This is a genomic window from Nostoc sp. UIC 10607, assembly GCF_047228265.1.
Classification (GTDB): Bacteria; Cyanobacteriota; Cyanobacteriia; order Cyanobacteriales; family Nostocaceae; genus Nostoc; species Nostoc foliaceum_A.
Genome location: NZ_JBIQNW010000024.1, coordinates 1 through 20363, shown reverse-complemented (window position 1 = coordinate 20363; position 20363 = coordinate 1). Strand labels below are relative to the sequence as shown.

14 protein-coding genes and 1 pseudogene are annotated in these 20363 nt (G+C 40.6%); 7 read left to right on the top strand and 8 right to left on the bottom strand.

Annotation, left to right across the window (positions count from 1 at the left end):
• Positions 1-61: 61 nt before the first annotated feature.
• From ACEYW6_RS20015 to ACEYW6_RS20005, 3 genes are all read right to left on the bottom strand, one after another.
• A complete protein-coding gene (locus tag ACEYW6_RS20015; protein ID WP_412981118.1) occupies positions 62-421 on the bottom strand; it encodes a hypothetical protein in 360 nt (119 codons plus the stop codon).
• 585 nt (positions 422-1006) lie between these two features.
• Positions 1007-1186, bottom strand: a complete 180-nt coding sequence (locus ACEYW6_RS20010; protein WP_412981117.1) for a hypothetical protein — start codon at positions 1184-1186, stop codon at positions 1007-1009.
• A 507-nt stretch (positions 1187-1693) separates the two neighbouring features.
• Positions 1694-2083 carry a hypothetical protein gene (locus ACEYW6_RS20005; RefSeq protein WP_412981116.1) on the bottom strand — a complete coding sequence of 130 codons (390 nt, stop codon included), beginning with the start codon at positions 2081-2083 and terminating at the stop codon, positions 1694-1696.
• A gap of 300 nt (positions 2084-2383) precedes the next feature.
• On the opposite strand from ACEYW6_RS20005, the gene ACEYW6_RS20000 reads away from it, so the two are divergent.
• Positions 2384-4366, top strand: coding sequence for an amylo-alpha-1,6-glucosidase (locus ACEYW6_RS20000; protein WP_412981115.1), 1983 nt, complete (start codon positions 2384-2386; stop codon positions 4364-4366).
• A gap of 30 nt (positions 4367-4396) precedes the next feature.
• Here the strand turns inward: ACEYW6_RS20000 and ACEYW6_RS19995 are convergent, their stop codons facing one another.
• On the bottom strand, positions 4397-4543 hold the full coding sequence (locus tag ACEYW6_RS19995; protein WP_412981114.1) for a hypothetical protein: 147 nt from the start codon (positions 4541-4543) through the stop codon (positions 4397-4399).
• A 439-nt stretch (positions 4544-4982) separates the two neighbouring features.
• On the opposite strand from ACEYW6_RS19995, the gene ACEYW6_RS19990 reads away from it, so the two are divergent.
• The 5 genes from ACEYW6_RS19990 (at position 4983) to ACEYW6_RS19970 (ending at position 14291) form a co-directional block, all read left to right on the top strand.
• Positions 4983-6416, top strand: a complete 1434-nt coding sequence (locus ACEYW6_RS19990; protein ID WP_412981113.1) for a sensor histidine kinase — start codon at positions 4983-4985, stop codon at positions 6414-6416.
• A gap of 207 nt (positions 6417-6623) precedes the next feature.
• Positions 6624-7304, top strand: coding sequence for a response regulator transcription factor (locus ACEYW6_RS19985; protein WP_412981112.1), 681 nt, complete (start codon positions 6624-6626; stop codon positions 7302-7304).
• Positions 7305-7355: 51 nt separating this feature from the next.
• On the top strand, positions 7356-7568 hold the full coding sequence (locus ACEYW6_RS19980; RefSeq protein ID WP_190895471.1) for a CopG family transcriptional regulator: 213 nt from the start codon (positions 7356-7358) through the stop codon (positions 7566-7568).
• A gap of 561 nt (positions 7569-8129) precedes the next feature.
• A complete protein-coding gene (locus ACEYW6_RS19975; protein WP_412981111.1) occupies positions 8130-9497 on the top strand; it encodes a hypothetical protein in 1368 nt (455 codons plus the stop codon).
• A 72-nt stretch (positions 9498-9569) separates the two neighbouring features.
• Positions 9570-14291, top strand: coding sequence for a response regulator (locus ACEYW6_RS19970; protein WP_412981110.1), 4722 nt, complete (start codon positions 9570-9572; stop codon positions 14289-14291).
• Here ACEYW6_RS19970 and ACEYW6_RS19965 read toward each other — a convergent pair.
• The gene (locus tag ACEYW6_RS19965; protein WP_412981109.1) at positions 14275-14691 is read right to left on the bottom strand and encodes an ATP-binding protein; all 417 of its coding nucleotides are present in this window, start codon (positions 14689-14691) and stop codon (positions 14275-14277) included. The genes ACEYW6_RS19970 and ACEYW6_RS19965 overlap by 17 nt on opposite strands.
• 150 nt (positions 14692-14841) lie before the next feature.
• On the opposite strand from ACEYW6_RS19965, the gene ACEYW6_RS19960 reads away from it, so the two are divergent.
• Entirely contained in the window at positions 14842-16032 is a 1191-nt protein-coding gene (locus ACEYW6_RS19960) for a SpoIIE family protein phosphatase (RefSeq protein WP_412981108.1), read from the top strand.
• Positions 16033-16067: 35 nt separating this feature from the next.
• On the opposite strand, the gene ACEYW6_RS19955 is transcribed toward ACEYW6_RS19960, so the two are convergent.
• From ACEYW6_RS19955 to ACEYW6_RS19945, 3 genes and pseudogenes are all read right to left on the bottom strand, one after another.
• Entirely contained in the window at positions 16068-16394 is a 327-nt protein-coding gene (locus ACEYW6_RS19955) for an STAS domain-containing protein (RefSeq protein WP_412981107.1), read from the bottom strand.
• Between the two features lie 165 nt (positions 16395-16559).
• Positions 16560-16995 (bottom strand): annotated as a pseudogene (locus tag ACEYW6_RS19950) (transposase); the annotation flags it as partial.
• Positions 16996-17109: 114 nt separating this feature from the next.
• A complete protein-coding gene (locus ACEYW6_RS19945; protein WP_412981106.1) occupies positions 17110-19878 on the bottom strand; it encodes a TIGR02921 family PEP-CTERM protein in 2769 nt (922 codons plus the stop codon).
• Positions 19879-20363 lie beyond the last annotated feature (485 nt).

Below are 20363 nucleotides of genomic sequence, written 5' to 3'. Positions count from 1 at the left end.
GAGATGAATTAAGAAATAGCCATCAAAATAAATTCTCAATAACTTAAACTATTGTTGGAATCTAAACCTCTTGGGTATCGGTAAAATTTTCTGGGCTAAGTTCATTTTTCAGTTTGAGTTTTAGCTCCTCAGTAATCGGTAAATCTTTAATCTCCTTGAGGAGAACTTGAACAGATTCGTTTTTGCTACGTTCTTTATAAATAGCCTTGACAATGGATTCAAGCCCATATCCTGCTACAGCATCCCCTACAACTGTTATTAGACCAAGCAGGGCTATACCTCCAACAACACCAAACGGCCCTCCTAATGCTGTAAGAGTAGCTGCAATGGCGGCAGAACTACCTCCTGATGTAACCGTTAAAATCACGAGAATTACACCAGGAAGACCCAGACCAGCAAGTTTTTTAACGATTTCGTCCATTGTAATTACCTAAAATCCTTACATTCTTGGTTAAAACATTAATAGGGGTACGAGATTACATTTTAGTCAATAAAAGTTTTCTAACAAGTATAGATAAGAGCTATTACCACTCAAATTAAGTTAAGACTATATAATTTTATCTTGATTTACTCTTAATTTGATGACTAAGTTATTAATAAACGCTAGCTTTACACATAAACTTTAACTAATGAATCATCTCAGCTTTATCAACAAAATGCAATAGGGTTAAAACTGTTAAGTAAAAAGTTAACTGGACAGTTAAGACAGTTAACTGTCCAGTTAACTTTATTAACTGGACAGTTAAGACAGTTAAGACAGTTAACTGGACAGTTAAGACAGTTAAAATACTAAATAAAAATAATTATTAACTTTAACTTCTTGATAATTTCACAAGCTTAGGGTCATAACTCTAACACCAGAGCAAGAAGTCAAAACCCGGCTTCTGCCCCGAAGTAAGAGCCACCTTGAGTTGGAAGAATCCGCCCAGGTTGGATATTTGACCTCGCTATAATGGCCTTATGCGACCATTTTTGTCCCCATATTTCAGATTCCAGAACATTTAGATCAACCGTTAGAACAGCTAACTGGCGATAAATTGCAACAGACGCTGGAGAAAGCAGAGTTAGTAACGGCGTAATTGTTCTCATTCCAGGCGATCGCTTGACAACTGCGATACCTACGGCGGGCTACGCCTACGCCTCTCACCACATTCTCAACAATCCCCATTAAATCAATGCAACCCACAATATCAATCCCCCAACACTGGGGCTACCCGCGCTTTGCTTTGGAACAGCGTACTAAGGACGGCATCATTCTGGGGCTTCAATAGTACCCGATCTGGGCGACCTCCACCAGCCGCATTGATTCTAATTTTTTGGCTTTCCTGTTTGGCTTTAATTCCGTTATGACGATTTATGGCACAATTTAGCAGTGATTGTAATTGTTCGTAACTAATCCCTAAAATTTATTTTGTTCGTAGTGGATACTTTTGGATATAATTAAAAACCATAATTAATACTGAAAAATGGTAAGCACTCAATTAAACGTTTTACCATTTTTCTTTTCCTAAGTTAATATTTCGGACAAGTCTAAAATATGGTCTTGAGATTATCCCGCTACCTGCTACATCTTCGCAGGTATAAGCTAATATAACTATAAGCGATCGCAGTTAGACACCAAATGACAGTGCTGGAAAATCTGAGAGGAGCGATCGCTAACTACAAGCCTTAACCCAAGCCTATTACTATAAAATTAATATTTACATTGGACAGTTTCTAAGTGAAAACGACTAAATGCTCTAGCTGCTTCAGGAATTAGCTCAATGTACCAATATCCATTGATTTCATCTGGAAACCAACTAATTATTGCAAGTGCTGGCTGCCCAAATTCGTCAGATTTTACTCCAAAGAAATTGCAAAACTTTTCACCTAAATGACCAATTTGACCAGCAGAATCACCGTCATATCCCGCAGCTTCAGATAACTCCCAAGTCCGTAATCTGCGATTGTCCTTCATAAAATAACAATGCTGATACAACTTATTCAAGATCGCTTTGTGTCCCGGAGTCAATCCCTGATAAATTGAGTGGAATGCCTCTAGATATTTTTCCTCTGAAGGAATACAACGTTGAAAATCTTTCAAAACTCTATTCTTCCCCTTTTGATTTGCCAGAATGTGAAAACTTGGTGGCAATGAGTGAATATCATCTTTTGCCCACCTTATGGAGAGGATAAAACTGTATATATAACCTTTGATCTCAAACGATAATTTAATTTACGTAATTAATAAATTTATTAAAAAATCGTTTAGAGACATTTTAGCTTCTACTTACAGAAATGTCTTTACCAAAGATCCTAGTATTTAATATTGCTTAATCTAATGAATTTTCGCCCTGATTAGCGGGTAAGATTTTAGTTGGGATTAACCAAAAATTGCTCTGTTATGTGTATTGAATTTGGGCGGGAAATCTGCGGCAATCTTGACACCGCAGAGTCGCGGGAGTGGTTAGTTACTAACGGTATTGGTGGTTACGCTTCTGGGACTGTGGCTGGTTTATTGACCCGCCGCTATCACGGTCTATTGGTAGCAGCATTGAAACCACCTCTGGGTCGTACATTACTGCTGGCAAAACTAGATGAAACTGTCCTGTATGATACTCGCTCTTATCCTCTACACACCAATCGTTGGGCAGATGGGATTGTCAGTCCCCACGGTTATCAGTATATTGAACGTTTTTCTCTAGAAAACACAATACCCGTATGGCGTTTTGCTGTTGCTGATGCCTTGTTAGAAAAACGGGTGTGGATGCAACAAGGCGCTAACACAACCTATGTTCAATATACTCTGCGTCGTGCCACCCAACCGCTGAAGTTAACCCTCAAAGCAATGGTCAACTACCGCGATTATCACAGCGATACTCAAAGCAATGATTGGCAGATGTCTATTGAGCCGCTGGAACAAGGGATTTGTGTAACTGCTTATCCAGGTGCTGTACCACTGTATCTGTTGAGTAATCGCCCTAGTGTATCTGTTGTCCACAATTGGTATCATGGTTTTGACTTAGCAGTTGAACGCTATCGGGGATTGAGAGATAAAGAAGACCACCTCCACGCCGCCACCTTTGAAGTTACACTGAATCCTGGGGAAGCGATGGCGTTTGTAGCCAGCACAGAAAAAGAACCAAATCTCAATGGTGAAGCTGCACTTAAGTTACGTCGCGCTCAAGAGCAGAAGTTAACAGGATTTTGGAAAACTAATCGACCTCTCAAGACTAAGGAATCACCTAGCTGGATCAACCATCTAGTACTAGCTGCTGACCAGTTTATTGTCGATCGCCCAGTACCAGAAGACCCCTACGGCAAAACCATCATCGCTGGTTATCACTGGTTTAGCGACTGGGGACGCGACACCATGATTAGTCTACCTGGTTTGACAATTTCCACTGGTCGCCCAGAGGTAGCACGCTCAATTCTTCGTACTTTTGCCAGATATGTAGACCAAGGAATGTTGCCAAATCGCTTTCCCGATGCGGGTGAGCAACCAGAATATAATACAGTCGATGCCACTCTTTGGTACTTTGAAGCAGTCCGCGCCTACTACAGCGCTACGGACGATGATACTTTGCTTGGTGAACTCTTTCCCATACTTGCAGACATCATTGATTGGCACTGTCGCGGTACACGTTACAACATCCACCTCGATGCAGCCGATGGTTTACTTTATGCAGGCGTTGCTGGTGTGCAACTGACCTGGATGGATGCCAAAGTTGATGATTGGGTAGTTACGCCCCGAATTGGCAAACCGATTGAAGTTAATGCCCTCTGGTATAATGCTTTACGGACAATGGCAAAATTTGCCCGTCAGCTCGGTAAACCACACCAAGAGTATGAGGCAATGGCAGACCGGGCAAATTATAGATTTTCTCGCTTCTGGAATGACGAGACAGGTTATTGCTATGACGTTCTAGACAGTCCTGATGGTGATGATGCGTTGTTGCGTCCTAACCAAATCTTTGCTGTGTCATTACCAGAAAGTCCGCTCACACTTGCCCAGCAAAAGGGTGTGGTGGAAGCTTGCGGGCGATCGCTGCTGACTTCTTATGGATTGCGATCGCTAGCCCCCAACCATCCCCAACATCGGGGAAAATACGGTGGCAACCAGTATCAACGTGATGGAGCTTATCACCAGGGGACAGTCTGGGGTTGGTTGTTAGGGCCGTTCGTCTTAGCACACCTGCGCGTCTACAAAAATCCTGAGCAGGCTCGTCAATTTTTGGAACCAATGGCTAATCATCTCACTGCACACGGTGTTGGCAGTCTCAGCGAAATTTTTGATGGTGATGCTCCGATGACTCCACGGGGATGTATTGCCCAAGCGTGGACAGTGGCTGAGGTTTTGCGTGCTTGGTTAGCGACGGAGAGTTGATGCGGGGAAGAACTATCGACTCGTTACCTATCACCCCACCCAAAGTTGAGCAAAACTTTCAGCCGTCCATCCAACAATATCTGATACATGCCCATCACCAATTTCTACGATTCGCTTAGTACCATCTCTACACTCTATCTTGAGATTAAAATAGTCGCTAGGAAAAAGAAATTTCACAACACTTCAACTGAATGTACAGCTAACTTGTTATTATGCTGAAAATCTATGTCCATAATAATCCATGCTAAAACTTAATATAAATTTTTAACAGGATTAAGCAGGAGAAGCTACTTTCAACCCTTAAATACAATCAAGAGTATAAAATTAAAGCAGATGGGAGTACAAATCTTAAGGTAATTCTCAGCGGAAATTAATTTAATTAGTAGTAAATGCATTTAAATTATTACTAGAGAAAGATTTGTGGAGTTAAGAAGGCAATGAAATAAAAATATTCAGCAATCTTTTTGGAATGTCTGCCCTTTTCACTGTAGATATGCAATAAAGGTAAGTTCAAATCAGCTATAACTAAAGATGTATTGGTTGACAGTAACTTTACATTTAGCAGTCTGATTTTATTGATAAAGCCTTTTTCTACACCTAAAGTGCAACCAGAACAGTGAAGCAAATCAAAAAGAATTGGATAAATATAGACCCATTTTCCTTACAGTCACGCCTCACGGTTGGTATTGCTGGTTTTTCAGCTTTGGTATTAGGTAGCCTTGCTACATGGACTAGTTGGAGAATGCAGCAAATTTTAGTTGATAGTCATAAATATAATATAGAACAAATCGCCCAACGCTTGCCGCAAGATGTGCAAATTTATAGTGAAATGATGCAACCTGAAACTGGGTTGCAAAAGGCTATTAATAATTTGGCAAATACCAACACATTATTATGGCTAAAAAGTCCTGATAATAAAATTTTAGTAAAATCTGCGCCTTTGGATTTGTTATCTGATACTACGGTAGCTGAGTTAATGTCCCTGACTAAGATGCCGATTAAACCACAAGTTTACAAAGTGAACCAAAGCTACTTTGTTTTATGCGGTAGTTCTGTGCAAGTGCAGGGTAAGTTACTCGGTGAATTATTTGTAGTAAAGGATATTACCCGCGAACAAAGAATGTTTGTGGTAATGGTGCAGAGTTTAGGGATTACTAGTATTTTGGCAATTCTTGTATTAACATCTGCGATCGCATTTTATATTAAGCGTTCTTTGCAACCTCTGCGTCAGCTAAATCAAATGGCTTCTGTGATTTCTGCTGAAGACTTAGGACAAGCGCAGTTATATTTTGATAATGCACCAAGCGAAGTTAAAGAATTAGCTCAAACCTTAACTATGCTGTTATCGCGTCTCTCCCAGTCATGGAAGCAAGAACGGGAATTTGTAAGTAATGTTTCTCACGAATTACGCACACCCTTGACGATTGTACATGGTTATTTGCAAAGCGTCTTGCGAAGACAGAATAACTTAACCCAAACCCAACAAGAAGCTTTAGAAACTGCTGCATCGGAAGCTGAACGAACTATCCGCTTATTACAAGATTTACTTGATTTAGCACGAGCAGATAGTGGTTACTTGTACTTTCAAATGAAATCTTATGTGCTAAATGACTTGGTTGAAGAAGTTGTAATGATGGCAGAAAACTATAGCGATCGCATCATTACAATCGAGTCAAAAATTTACCCAATTGAGGTAAAAGCAGACTACAGCCGCCTCAAACAAGTATTATTAAATTTGATTGATAATGCTATTAAGTATTCTGAAGCTGATACACCTATAATTTTTAAATTAAATCAACATCAAGACAAGGCAATTATTCAAGTTTGTGACGAAGGCTATGGCATTCCTTTGCAACAGCAAGCACGGATCTTTGAGAGATTTTACCGTGTAGATGAATCCCGCTCTCATACTACTGGGGGTTGTGGTTTGGGTTTATCGATTGTTAAGACGCTTGTAGAAGGTATGGGGGGTAGTGTAAGTGTTCAATCAAAGTTAGGGGAAGGGAGTATATTTACAATCAGTTTACCTACATATAGCCCTTCTATCTGAATGGCATTTCTTTGTCGGAGCAGTCTCGCATTTTTGAACCCTTGTACCAAGTTTATCCGTCCCGCGCTCGTTTGACTGGCAAAGCAGGCTTAGGTTGATATATTGTGAAACACCTAGCAAAGGTATGGGAGGCAAAGTTGCCGTCCTTGCAGAGCCAGGTTATGGTAGCACTTTTATTCTCATATAACCTGCTTTAGGAGCAAAAATATGACAGCACATATCCTTTTAGTGGAAGATGAAATCAAACTGGCGCGATTTGTCGAATTAGAACTTAATAGCGAAGGATATCAAGTAAGTGTAGCCCATGATGGTATTGCTGGTTTAACCCTGGCGCGAGACTCATCGCCAGATTTAGCGATCCTGGATTGGATGCTACCAGGGTTGACAGGTTTGGAAATTTGTCGCCGTTTACGAGCAACAGGCAGTACAGTACCAGTAATTTTGTTGACAGCAAAAGATGAAGTGAGCGATCGCGTCGCAGGATTAGATGCGGGAGCCGATGATTATGTAGTTAAGCCCTTCAGCATTGAGGAACTACTAGCTAGAATTCGCGCTCATCTCCGTCGCACGCAAGAAACAGAAGAGGATTTATTGCAATTTGAAGATTTAAGCTTAAATCGCCGCACCCGTGAAGTTTTTCGGGGAAAACGAAGCATTGAGTTAACAGCAAAAGAGTTTGACTTATTAGAATACCTCCTCTCACATCCCCGTCAGGTGTTTACTAGAAACCAAATTTTAGAGAAAGTTTGGGGTTACGACTTCATGGGTGATTCTAATATTATTGAGGTTTATATTCGTTATTTGCGACTCAAGTTAGAAGACAATAATGAAAAGCGTTTGATTCATACACTCCGTGGTGTAGGTTATGCACTGCGGGAACAATCGTAATGACTTGATGATTTCGGCAAAAAGGAACATATTAACGACAAAAAGAGGATTATGAATAAAAAATGGGCTGTTAAACGACTGACAATAAATCTCACAACTGAGGAAATGAAGAAACTTGAATCCTACTGTGCTTTAACAGGAAGGCCAGCAACAGACGTAGTTCGAGAACTGCTCCGAACTCTTGAGGTTGACAATGCTGAAAACCCTGAGATGGAAACAGCAGACTCAACAAGAACAGTTGGCAGTTGGTCAAAATCACAGTAACTATTCCTACCAAATCTTAGAAATCTGCCACCCTGATTTGCCGACAGGTAACACTAATAGATGATCAGGCATCGGCAAGTTGGGTTTTCTATTCTTTTGGTATAATTTTTGCTGTTTCATCTAGATGTCCGCAAAACTAATCCCACCAACCGTTCTGGTATGGCGGTGACTCTTAATTGCGGGACAAGTGAGGGGGTTAAATGCCCCCTCAGATCATATTGCTTAAAAAAACTTATTGTTTAGACTGACGTTTAGAGTTGTCTGTAGCAAGATCCGGCAGCGTGTGGCAGAGACTCTTACGCAAAAAGATTTTAATGAAAAGTGATTAGCCGGACTTGGTATCAAGTCTAGTACGTAGCGGGCGATCGTTAAGCATGAAAGAAAGCACTTCCCCTTCACTACTTATGTTTAACTAATCATCCCTCCGGTAACATCTTTTTCCTTTGGCATGTCTTAACAAGGATATATTGTGGGCATCATAATCCCAAGCTGAATACATCAGCTAGCAGCCAGAAAACTCTTTGGCAGCAAGTTTTTGATTTACAACTATAGTATCGTCCTATGGCAGATAGTTTTAGACGTTATCTCTTTGTTTCTCGATATAGTTTGTACACTAAGTTGATTTTGGGATGCCTACAGATTCAATTGGGAGTAATCTGTAGCGTAAGTATTTGTATTTGGATATTATCAGAAGCTAAGTTACAAGCTGCCCAAGCACATCAGACCTGGAAATCACCTCCAGAATTGACCGAGCAAGTCACTAAAGTAAATCCTGAGTCAGCAGAGCGATACTCAAAATTTACAACTCACAGAGATTTGAGAGCAGGGGCTTTGACTGTTGGCTTTGCTAAGGGCGAACTAGAATTTTCGATGCCGCTCCCCTATCGATTAAAGCCAACACCTATTTTGATTGCGGCACCCGAAAACTTCAATCCTGATCTGCGATTACCGCCAGCGCTACCCCAAGCACCGCTACCCGAACCACCACAGAATTCTAGCCCAGCAACAACTTCCACTGAACCAGAAACGCCGGATGCAGTTTTGGAAAGTCTTCATACGGACTATCGCTATGACACAGACAACTTTGGCCAAACCAATTTCTTTTTTGAACCAACGGTTCAGTTTCGATTGAATAATGGCAATAAAATATTTTTCAAGACAGGTTTTAACTTCTTTGAGCAACGCGGGGTTGAATCAGTAACGAATTTTCCCTTACAAGTTGGATGGCAGGGAAAAATTGGGCAAGTGACTCTGCAAACAGCGGCCGGAGTCGATGTGTTCAATCGTTTACCTACAGCTATCAATCTCAATGCTAAGGTGGAGGTTCCGATTTCGCCGCCGCAAGTTTCGTCATCCGGTCAATTGCTATCGGTAGTAGTACTATCAGGTAATTTAGAACAAGGGCCTTATAAATCGAATGCTCGGACTTTAGACAATCAAATTACTGCTTGGCGATTTGGGCCTGATTTATACTGGCAGATTAACCGTAACACTAGCTTGTTTTCATCATTGCGTTTGGGTAGTTACAACGATAATAATTCCGAGGTGCAGTCATTTAGTAGGCTAGAGCGCAAGTTCGGACAGTTTTCTCTGGCAGCTAACTTATTCAGTTGGAGTTTTGATCGCGATTTAGAACGCACAAGTGGCTATTTTTCCCCACCAGATTTTCTGGTTTACAACGCTGAGGTGGCTTGGGAAGGAGATATTGCTAATTTCTTACGCTGTCGCCTCGCTGCTAACTTAGGACAGCAGCGACTTAAAGGAGAATTTGACAACGCCTATACCTATCAAACGCGCTGTACAGCAAAGGTTTCATCAAATATAGAGGCAGACCTCGGCTATAGCTTTAGTAATGTCCGAAATCAAGAAACTGGGGGAAGTGCCTACGGTGGTAATTCCTTGACAGGACAATTGCGGGTCAAATTTTAGGAGGCAGGAGGTAAACCTTATAAATAATCCAAAATCTAAAATCTAAAATCCAAAATAGTATGAGACTTAAGAATGAAAGCACCATTACCTGATAATGAAACACAGCGAATCGAATCTCTTTTGCAGTATAAAATCCTCGATACTCGTTCGGAAGCTGCTTTTGACGACCTTACCCGTTTAGCCTCATATATTTGTGGAACTCCTATTGCCTTAATCAGTTTAATTGATAGCGATCGCCAGTGGTTCAAGTCAAAAGTTGGTTTGGATGCCCTAGAAACACCGCGAGACTTGGCATTCTGCGCCCATGCTATTATGCAACCTGAGGTTTTTGTTGTACCCGATGCCACAGAAGACGAAAGGTTTGCTAAAAACCCGTTTGTCACCTCTGACCCTAATGTTCGGTTTTATGCTGGTGTACCACTAACTAACCCTGAAGGATATGCACTAGGAACACTTTGTGTAATTGACCGTGTACCAAGAAACCTCTCTCCAGAACAAGTGGAAGCATTACGAATTCTAGGCCGCCAGGTAATTAAGCAACTAGAAATGCGGCGCAACTTAGCAAGTTTAGTATTGGCGAGTCATACACACAAACAGGCACAGAAGGGACACAAACAATTTTTTAAAAGAGTAGCTGGAGGGTTTGGGTTAGCATCGGCAATTTTAGTTTTGATTGGCGTGATTTCTTATCAAAACACACGTACATTGATTGATACTAGTAATCAGGTACAAAAAACCCAAGAGAAAATCAATAAACTGGAAGAATTACTGTCCGAGATGAAGGATGCTGAGACTGGACAACGCGGTTACATCCTCACTGGACAAGCAAGCTATCTGGAACCTTATCAAGGAGTAGTTGCAAACATCGATCAAAAAATTGCAGAACTGAAGGATTTAATCGCAGATCAACCTAGCCAACAAAAGCAGTTTGCAACTCTTGAATCTCTGATAGCTGCAAAACTTGCCATACTCAAGCAGACTATATACCTGCGTCAAAATCAGGGATTCGAGGCGGCGTTGCAGGTAATCCAGACAAATCAGGGAAAACATCTCATGGATGATATCCGCAAGATCATTTATGAGATAGAGAATGAGGATAAAGGGTTGCTGCAACAGCAGTCACAAGCTGCAAAAGCCAGTGCTAAAAACACGGTTTTGACACTTGCGATCGCTATTTTCCTGAGTTTTCTGATTCTAGGTATAGTCTACTACTTCATTTCTCGTGAGGTAAGAGAGCGTAAATTAACAGAGGAAACATTAAACCAAGAACGCAACTTTATCTCAGCAGTCCTTGATACAGCCAGCGCTTTGGTACTAGTTCTTGACACGCAAGGGCAAATCGTTCGCTTCAATCAAGCTTGTGAACAAACAACTGGTTACTCATTTGATGAGGTGAGAGGAAGGCATTTCTGGAACCTGTTTTTACTTCCTGAACAGGTAGGGCTGGTTAAAACAGTTTTTGAGCAGTTGCGATCTGGTGAGGGGCGCAAAGAATACGAAAGCTATTGGGTAACGAAGGATGGTAGTCGGCGGCTCATTGCCTGGGTTAATACTACCTTGCAAGACTATGAGGGTTGCGTTGAATACATTGTTGCCACTGGTATTGACATCAGTGATGTTTACGAGGAGCTTCGTTTACGCAAACGAACTGAACAACATTTGAAAGCACAATACTCTACAACACGCGTCTTAGCAGAGTCAACTACAATCAACGAAACGATGCCCCAAATCCTGCAAGGAATATGCGAAAGTTTGGGATGGACTTTTAGTGAATTTTGGATAGTAGATCAGCAAGCAAATCTATTGTCCTTGCTAAATACATGGTATAAAATCTCCTTTGAGATGCAAGAGTTTGACATCCTAAGTCGGCAGACTACGTTTGCGCCAGGAATTGGGCTACCTGGTCGTGTCTGGGCCACTGCTGAACCTGTTTGGATTGCTGATGTCGTCAAAGATCAGAATTTCATCCGCTCTCAAATTGCTTCCCAAGCAGAACTGCACGGAGCTTTCGGTTTTCCGATCTGTGGTGGTAAAAAAATCCTCGGTGTCATTACCTGTTTTAGCCATGAGATCCAGCAAGCTGACCCAGATTTGGCAACAGTCATGAATTCTATTGGTGAGCAAGTAGGGCAGTTTATCGAGCGCAAGCAGGCAGAAGAAGAACTTCAACGCCAAAACTTGCGATCGCAACTATTTACTGAAATCACCCTCAAGATTCGTCAGTCTTTACAAATCAAAGAAATTCTCCAAATCAGTGTTACGGAGGTACAAAAAATCCTCCATAGCGACCGAGTTTTGATTTATCAACCTTTGGCAGATGGATGTGGAGCCACCATTGTTGAAGCAGTAGTTTCTGGCTGGCTGGCAATCAAAGACAAAGAGCTAGTCAATGCTTACTTTCAAGCGGAATATACACAGCAGTACTATCTACAGCAGTACCGTCAAAAACGGAATCTGGGGCTTGCTGATTTTGATCTAGTCGAAGTCCAAAAAAGCCACATAGAATTACTGCAACAATTTGGAGTCAAGTCCAATTTGGTCATACCGATTCTGGTTAAAGAAGAACTCTGCGGTTTGTTGATTGTCCATCAGTGCGGCAGTTCCCGCCAATGGTCTAGCTTTGAAACTCATCTTTTACGGCAAATAGCTGATCAAGTAGGTATTGCCTTAGCCCAAGCCCAAATGTTAAACGCAGAAACTCAACAGCGAAGAGAACTCGAAATTGCCCGTCATCAAGCTGAATTAGCTTCTAAAACCAAAAGTGCCTTTTTGGCGAACATGAGCCATGAAATCCGAACTCCGATGAATGCTGTATTGGGCATGACAGGCTTAATGTTAGAAACTCCCCTCAACTCGGAGCAACGTGATTTTATCGAAACAATTCGCATTAGTGGAGACGCTCTCTTAAGCCTAATCAACGAAATTTTGGATCTATCCAAACTTGAGGCTGGGGAAATGGCACTGGAAACTCTAGATTTTGACTTATCTACCTGTGTGGAAGAGGTGTTGGAATTATTGGCTCCCCCAGCCCATAATAAGGGATTAGAAATTGCTGCGTTAATCTATCCCAATGTCCCCACCCAGCTGCAAGGTGATGCTGGCCGCTTGCGACAAATTCTCATGAACCTGATCAGCAATGCGATCAAGTTCACCAGTAATGGAGAGGTCGTACTACGAGCAGAATTGCGTTCGCAAAACTCTACTACAGCCACCATCCACTTTGCCATCACAGATACTGGTCTTGGCATTACCTCTGAAGACCAATGCAAACTCTTTACGCCATTTACCCAAGTAGATGCTTCCACCACCCGCAAATATGGCGGCACAGGTTTGGGATTAGCCATATGCAAGCAACTGGTGAGCTTGATGGGAGGAGAAATTGGCGTAGACAGTCGGTTGGGGAAAGGATCTAAGTTTTGGTTTGAAGTAACTTTTGCCCAGCAACTTCATCCTATTCCCTCAGAAAGCGAACGCGGACTTTTGACTAATCGGCGCTTGTTAGTAGTGGATGATAATGCCACTAATCGCAAAATCATCCACCATCAAGCTACTCGTTGGGGAATGCTGGTAGATCAGGCTGCTTCGGCTGCTACTGCCCTCAAAGCTATTCAGGAGGCTGCCAAGCAAAAAAATCTATATGACGTTGCTGTGATTGATATGCAGATGCCAGAAATAGATGGTATGACTTTGGGAGAACAAATTAAGGCAAATTCAGCGATCGCTAGTTTACCTTTGATTATGCTTACCTCTACTAATCAACGGGATGAAATCCAACGAGCGCTAAAAATAGGATTTGCGGCTTATTTGGTCAAACCTGTCAAACCGTCCCGACTCCTCGATACCATCATGACTATTTTAGGAACGCAGCTGGAACAAGAGGAGTCAGAATGGGCTACGCCCCACTTTGCTAACAGGAGTCATTACGAAAACAACAGCAACTATCATTCTCCTAGCTCTGACTCCACCAAACTTAGAATTCTTTTAGCTGAAGATAATCTGGTGAATCAGAAAGTTGCCTTGAAACAACTCCAAAGCCTGGGTTATAGCGCTGATGTTGCTGGTAATGGGAAAGAAGTTTTGCAGTTATTGGAAAAAATTCCCTACGATTTAATTCTCATGGATTGCCAAATGCCAGTTCTCGACGGTTTAGAAACCACAAAAGAAATTCATCGATGGCAAGAAAGCAGCTTTGTCAATAGTCGTCGTCCTGTAGTAATTGCGATGACAGCTAATGCCATGAAAGAAGATCAACAACTGTGTCTAGATGCCGGAATGGACGACTATCTGAGTAAGCCAGTAATGAAAGAAAAGTTGGGTGCGGCGCTAGAGCGTTGGGGAAGTGTGATATTTATGGAAAAAGAAACTGTTGCCTTGGAGCAGACAGCTTCTACAACAGATGTAGGTTCAGTTGACCTCCCAATAGATTGGGAACGTTTGCATCAACTCTCGGAAAATAACCCAGAATTTGAATTGGAACTACTGCAAATATTTGTTGAAGATATTCAACCTCGTCTAGAGGTAATTAAAATAGCGATCGCAGATCATGACTTTGAACAACTAGCGCTCCAAACCCATCAAATTAAAGGTGCCAGTGCCAATGTTGGAGCTACAACCATGCATCTAGCCGCAGAAAAACTAGAACAACTAGCTCACAATCAAGAACGTCGAGGTACTACTAATTTAATCTCAGAGTTAGAAGAGTTTCTTAAACTAATTCAAGAATTTTTAATCAAGACTCTTAACTCCAAACTCCAAACTCCTAACTCCCGCTGTAACTTTAATAATATTTACTAATAAATAAACAGTAACGATTATCTCCTGTCGGCTCACAATTCAACTTGTCGGCAATGGTAGACATGATTTTTAAACCACGCCCGCGCTCTTGAACGTTATCCTCAAATTCAAATGTTTGCTGCAATTGTTGCTCTAAGTCAAAGGGTTCGCCTTGAGACCAGATGCGAATTTCTATATATTCATCTAACCGCACTGCTTCCATCTCAATAGGAGTTTCAATAGGTAAATTTTTGTGTGCATGTTCAACAATATTAGTAAAGCCTTCTATCAAAAGTGTTTGACATTGCCACCAAATTTGTTTATTGGGAATAGGTGGTTGATTAATCTGCTCGAACCAAGACAAAACTTGAGGTGATGCTGTCAGGTCTGTGTTGACTTTTAGATAAATTTTATTTTTCACTTTTTAACCAAGAAAATATTTTGATATGATCATATTCGGTAATTAATTTATTTAATTTGAGTAATTTCACTATACATTTCAAACTAAATTTCATATAAGTTGTGTTAGAGCAATCACTTACTTTTTATTCTACTTAGCAAAATTTAATTTATGTTTAAAATTCTGGTTATTGATGATGACCCTATAGTGCGAACAGTACTGAAAAGAACACTCCAAAATCAGGGTTATGATACCACTATTGCTAGCAATGGTGAAGAAGGAATTACACAAGCACAGCTTCTACGTCCTGCTCTGATTATCTGTGACTGGATGATGTCTCAGGTAGATGGGCTAGAAGTGTGTCGTCGAATTAGAACAGATCCAGAGTTGGCAACTACTTTTTTTATTCTATTGACAGCTAGGGGAGCAGCTCGAGGAGAGGAGGAAGATAGAGTTAGGGGACTTGACGCTGGAGCAGATGAGTTTATCTCTAAACCAATAGAGATGAATGAATTGAAAGCACGGGTAAGAGCAGGACTAAGGTTACACCAGCTAAATCAGGATCTACAAAGTCAAAAGCAAGCTTTAGAGACACTCAATCAGGATTTGCAAACCCAAAAGCAAATTTTAGAAGCAGAATTATCTGAGGCCGCTGATTATGTGCGATCGCTTCTACCCTCACCGCTTGTAGGATCAGTAACTACAGAAAATCTGTTTATTCCCTCAGCGCAGCTAGGGGGTGATTGCTTCGACCATCATTGGATTGACGAGGATAATTTGGCAATTTATTTGTTGGATGTATCAGGTCATGGGGTGGGTTCAGCCCTCTTATCTGTATCCGTGCTGAATGTTTTGCGATCGCAATCTCTACCAAACACTAACTTTTGTCAACCCAGTGAAGTCCTGAAAGCCCTTAATCACGCCTTCCAAATGAGTAAACACGGTGATAAATACTTCACCATCTGGTATGGAGTTTATCACCGTCTTAAACGTCAACTCATTTATGCCAACGCTGGACATCCACCAGCTTTATTGTTATCTAATATCTCTACGAACAGCATCGAAGTTAAACAGCTAACTTCTTTAGACTTACCAATTGGCTTTTTACCTGATGTCAAATTTGAGGATGCTGTTTTTGAAATCGAAGAAAATAGCACTTTATACATCTTTAGTGATGGTGCTTATGAAATTAATCAGTCAGATGGTAAAATTTGGGGTATTGATGCTTTCATTGACTTACTAACCAAATATAGCCAGAAAGATACCTGTAATCTAAATCAACTATTAGCGAACATTCTCACATTAAATGCTCAAGATAACCTTGATGATGACTTATCTTTAGTCAAAGTTAACTTTCGTTAGTAGAGTCAAACGTGCATTTGAGATTTTTTCATAGTTTATTGTGTTGCTAATACTTGGCGATTAAATTCATCTTGGTCAGCAAAAGTTTGCACAATTCTATCAATTTTTGTCAGTTCAAATAACATTCTGACTTGATCGCTGATAGAACAGACAAAAAGCTTACCATTGGTATTTCGCACCATTTGCATTGCCGATACTATAGCACCTAAACCAGAGCTATCAATAAAGGTTACTTTTTTCATGTCAATCAACACAATATCGGCTCCTTTTGTCACGAAACCACTAACTTCATGACGTAATTCATTACCCCTAATACCATCTAAAATTCCAGATAATTCCAGGACTACAACATTCAATTTCATGGCTTTACTTTCCTGCTGTTTGGTTTGAAAAATATATGTGTATATTTTGGCATTGATATAAGGCAAACTGCAATAGATATCATCTAGCAATACTTTTTTGTCTATTATATGCAGCTAGGCTTGTTTGATTGCTTGCCTATTATTATTTGCTATGGCAGTAAAGAATTTACTAACTAGGCTAGAAAAAAATCTATCCAGCCCATAAGTTTGTTTCCCTGATTTACTTATTACAACTTCATCTACTGCCAGCAAATATATCTCGTTCGCACGAAATAAATGCTTGTGAAAGAATAACCAAAACAACGTCGTCTAAGGTATTACTGTATGAAAGAATCTCATACCAATTCTCTATGAAGATGCACAGAATCAAACACTTGAAACTCCATGCCGGACAAGGAAATTATTCTATGCAGCCTCACATAAATTTGGTATCAACATCGTCCGATAACTGCCACCATTACCTGTCCAACGAGAAATTCAAGGGCATGGTGACTCTTCCACTCATTGCTAACATCGCCAGAATTATCTGGTTTAATTGCCGCATCGTCGTAGCATTTATTTGTGGTAGCAGGCATTGTAGCAGTGATAGGATATCGAACATGGGCTGTTTGTGAGTTTTGAGTTGTCGTTATGAGAGACAATAACTCTACTACGGCAGCCCTATCTCTTCATACTCTTGTTTTGGCGAAGGTATTGGTCTTAAGTGAGTAATTAATTAACGCCGACGCTTCACAAGGATGAATAGGGCGATCGCACTCACACCTAAAAGCCATCCCCCTGATGCTTCAGGTACGCTAACTTTCAAGGGATTAATGGGTTTAGAGAGATTTTCCTTACCATTCTCAACTTTACGGTCAAAGCGATCGCTTTGGGCTTCTGCTTCTTTGAGTAACTGTCTTTGTTGATCGTTGACTAATACCAACATCGAAGAATAAGGGCTGACAATCTTGTACTTTTTGGCTACGGTGTGAATCGCATCCAAACCTTTGAGGTTGTCTAACTTAATTTTTTTACTCAACCCTAAAATTAATTGTCTAGCTGCTAATGGCAAGAAATCATCTTGTTGGTTGCTAGTTGCAATTGCTGTGTCTAATGTTTGCAGATACCAAGCATACCCATTAACAACACTCACAACAGAGTCACTTAAAACTGATTTGGTAGCAATTCGTTGCAGCACCTCAGAAATATCAATACCAACTCCACCACCGCTATCTTGTAATGATTTAATGATGCCATCGTTATAAGCCCCAGGTAATCCACCTAGATGTAGCATCCACAAAGGTGCAGGCGGATTGGGGACGGTTTTATTGTTCTTCGACAATTCATAACTACCTTCATCGCTCAACAGCAAAACGACATCATAAGCTGTATCTCCACGCAAATTATTAAACTGTGTCAGCATTTCTTGGGGTTGAATTGTGCCGTAAAAGGCGACTTTTTCCGGTTGAAATTGCTGGAGATCATCTAAGCGTTTGGATGTAGCTCCTGGAGAAACACTAAGATATAAATCTGCATCGTTGTTTGTCAAATCATTATCTGCAAAGCCGTGTTTTTTCAACCATGATAATGTTTGTACCAATTCTTTAACATGTTTTCCCATGCTGCGAGAGGTATCGAGAACTACAGCAACTCGTTGGCCTTTGGGTAAGGTGTAATCTTGACGAGATAAGGGTTTAGCTAGTATTTTGTAGCCTTCCTCTAAATTCACTTCATGTAATACAGGCTGAATTTTTGCACTCGCGGGGATGAATTCTTCTAACCAAGCATCGTCTTTCAAATCGATTTCTTTGCCGTTGCGGATACGCTTGGTTTGATTAGTCCAGAATATATTACGTTTTTCCCCTAAATGGGGCATTTTCCAACCCAAGTCTTGTCCCAGGACTTTGTAAGTTAACCATAGGTGCATTTCTGTGGGGAGTGATGGTTGCCCTTGTATTTGTTGTACATTCTTAGGAGGAATAGGAAAAGCCCGTAAGCGATAATGTCTCGGCCCTACTTGTTCTAACAAAGCTGGATCTATAGGGCGTGAACGTCTAACTTGAGAATTATAAACTTTCTGGGCAGCACCGCGAGGAGAGACAACAAAAGGGAAACGTTGGTCTAATTTATTAGTATCTCCTAACCATAAGCCAGTAATTACAGCGCTTTCTGGCAAAGAAAAGGAGTAAAAAACTTCCTGAACTTCTCGTGTTTGGTTTTTATAAACTTCGTACAATTCCACATCAGCCCAATCACCATGTTCTTTAACTGTGACTTGTTGTGATACCAATAAAACTTTTTTTTCGTTGATGTTTAATAAACCTGCTTTAACTTCTTGTTCGTTAAAAGTAGATTGTACTGCATGACTAACTGCTGTTTTTTCTGCTTTTTGTAGAGGTGTATCAAAAAAATCGGCGTAAAGTTTCTCTGCCTTGGCAGGATCTTTGTCAGAACCATTATATAAAAATGGTGACATCAGAAAGTTATAAGTTGCTTGCAATCCATCAGCAGCTGATTTATTTAAGCCTAATACATGATGATACATAGCACTGATGTGGTTATTTTCTTGCTTGCTGCTAAGGTAGCGGTAAGAAGATAAATAAGCGTTAACTAATCCTGTACGGATTTGTTCTGACTTGGCTACGAGTGTTTGGCGATCGCTATCATTTTTAGGTGCATTAGCTAAAAGTGAAAAAGCTAATACTTGGGGTTGTTGTTGTAAAGATATAAAAGTAACTGCAAACGCCACAACAACTGCACCAGCACCAGCAAATGTTTTATTCTTACCATGTTCTGAAGCAAAAGCTCTTAAAATTTTTGCTCCTGAATATACATACATTGCTGTTAACGCCGATGGCATTGCAATAAACAATGTGGCACTAAAACCAAGAATAGCTAGCCAAGGGAGAATCAGGAATAGCCCCCCCACAAAAGCTGAGTGATATAGTACATCCCATAATGGTTTTACCCATGCAAATTTTATGAATTCTTGCAACAGAAATACCGCTAATGGCAAGGCATAAAATAACAACACCGTACCCGCATAAATGCCAAATACGAGCATTAATGTATGGGCTAACATTTGTACCCATTGCAAACTACTTTTGCGTCGGTCAGCATAACCCCAAAATAATTCTCCAGTAAAAGCAGCTATACATACGCCCGTTGTTATCAGAATTTGGCTACTGGCTGATGTCAGTTCTCGAATCACAAATAACCGCAACAAACACAACACAAATAGGGGTGCTTCTACACCATAAAATAGGCGAATTAGTTGTAAAGGTTGTTTAATAAACTTCCAGCCACCGATAATACTGGAAATTGTGGGAATTGCAATTAAAGTAACTAGAGTCAAGGAAAATTCAGATGGGATATCACCTGTTAAGGTTGCCTGAAATAATGGCACACCTACGTATGGTAATATTCCTACATAAACTAACATTAAAAATGTCAGATTCCAGAGCCAAAAGATTCCGTAAAAACTTGTATTCCAAAACAATTTCACAGATTTACTCCTCCTAAAATTGACGTTACTGCACCCATACACCACTCTTGAAATTCAATAGTTTTGATTTCCAAGTCCCCACGATTTTGCCGTAAATTGGCGATGAGCTGGTCAAGCGGATTATCTAAAGATTACAATACGTGTAAATCTTAGGTCAGAATGCTCTTAGTTGAACCTGCGTACAGTCCCCACAGGAAAGTATGTACATATTAGTACAATAACTTATCGCGTTCTTTCTGATCTCTAAGATGTTCATAAATTATTTTTACTTTATGACAAACTAATCAATGCTTTAAACATAGTTTCTTATTTTAATTTTTCCCTTAACACTGGCTTTTCTAACAATTTGCTTAGACAATGAAATCTTGGCACAAGGTTTAACACCAACACGCCACTCATCACTCTAATCCCGGATTTCTCACAAAGCCTGAAAAAAGAAGAGTCAAAAACTGCCAAAATGACTAATATACCTGAATTCCAGCAGT

Bases quoted from the DNA above. Each gene is read 5' to 3' on its own strand.
- ACEYW6_RS19985 (WP_412981112.1), top strand. From the start codon at position 6,624: ATGACAGCACATATCCTTTTAGTGGAAGATGAAATCAAACTGGCGCGA.
- ACEYW6_RS19955 (WP_412981107.1), bottom strand. From the start codon at position 16,394: ATGAAATTGAATGTTGTAGTCCTGGAATTATCTGGAATTTTAGATGGT.
- ACEYW6_RS20000 (WP_412981115.1), top strand. From the start codon at position 2,384: ATGTGTATTGAATTTGGGCGGGAAATCTGCGGCAATCTTGACACCGCA.
- ACEYW6_RS19980 (WP_190895471.1), top strand. From the start codon at position 7,356: ATGAATAAAAAATGGGCTGTTAAACGACTGACAATAAATCTCACAACT.
- ACEYW6_RS19975 (WP_412981111.1), top strand. From the start codon at position 8,130: ATGGCAGATAGTTTTAGACGTTATCTCTTTGTTTCTCGATATAGTTTG.
- ACEYW6_RS19960 (WP_412981108.1), top strand. From the start codon at position 14,842: ATGTTTAAAATTCTGGTTATTGATGATGACCCTATAGTGCGAACAGTA.
- ACEYW6_RS19970 (WP_412981110.1), top strand. From the start codon at position 9,570: ATGAAAGCACCATTACCTGATAATGAAACACAGCGAATCGAATCTCTT.
- ACEYW6_RS20015 (WP_412981118.1), bottom strand. From the start codon at position 421: ATGGACGAAATCGTTAAAAAACTTGCTGGTCTGGGTCTTCCTGGTGTA.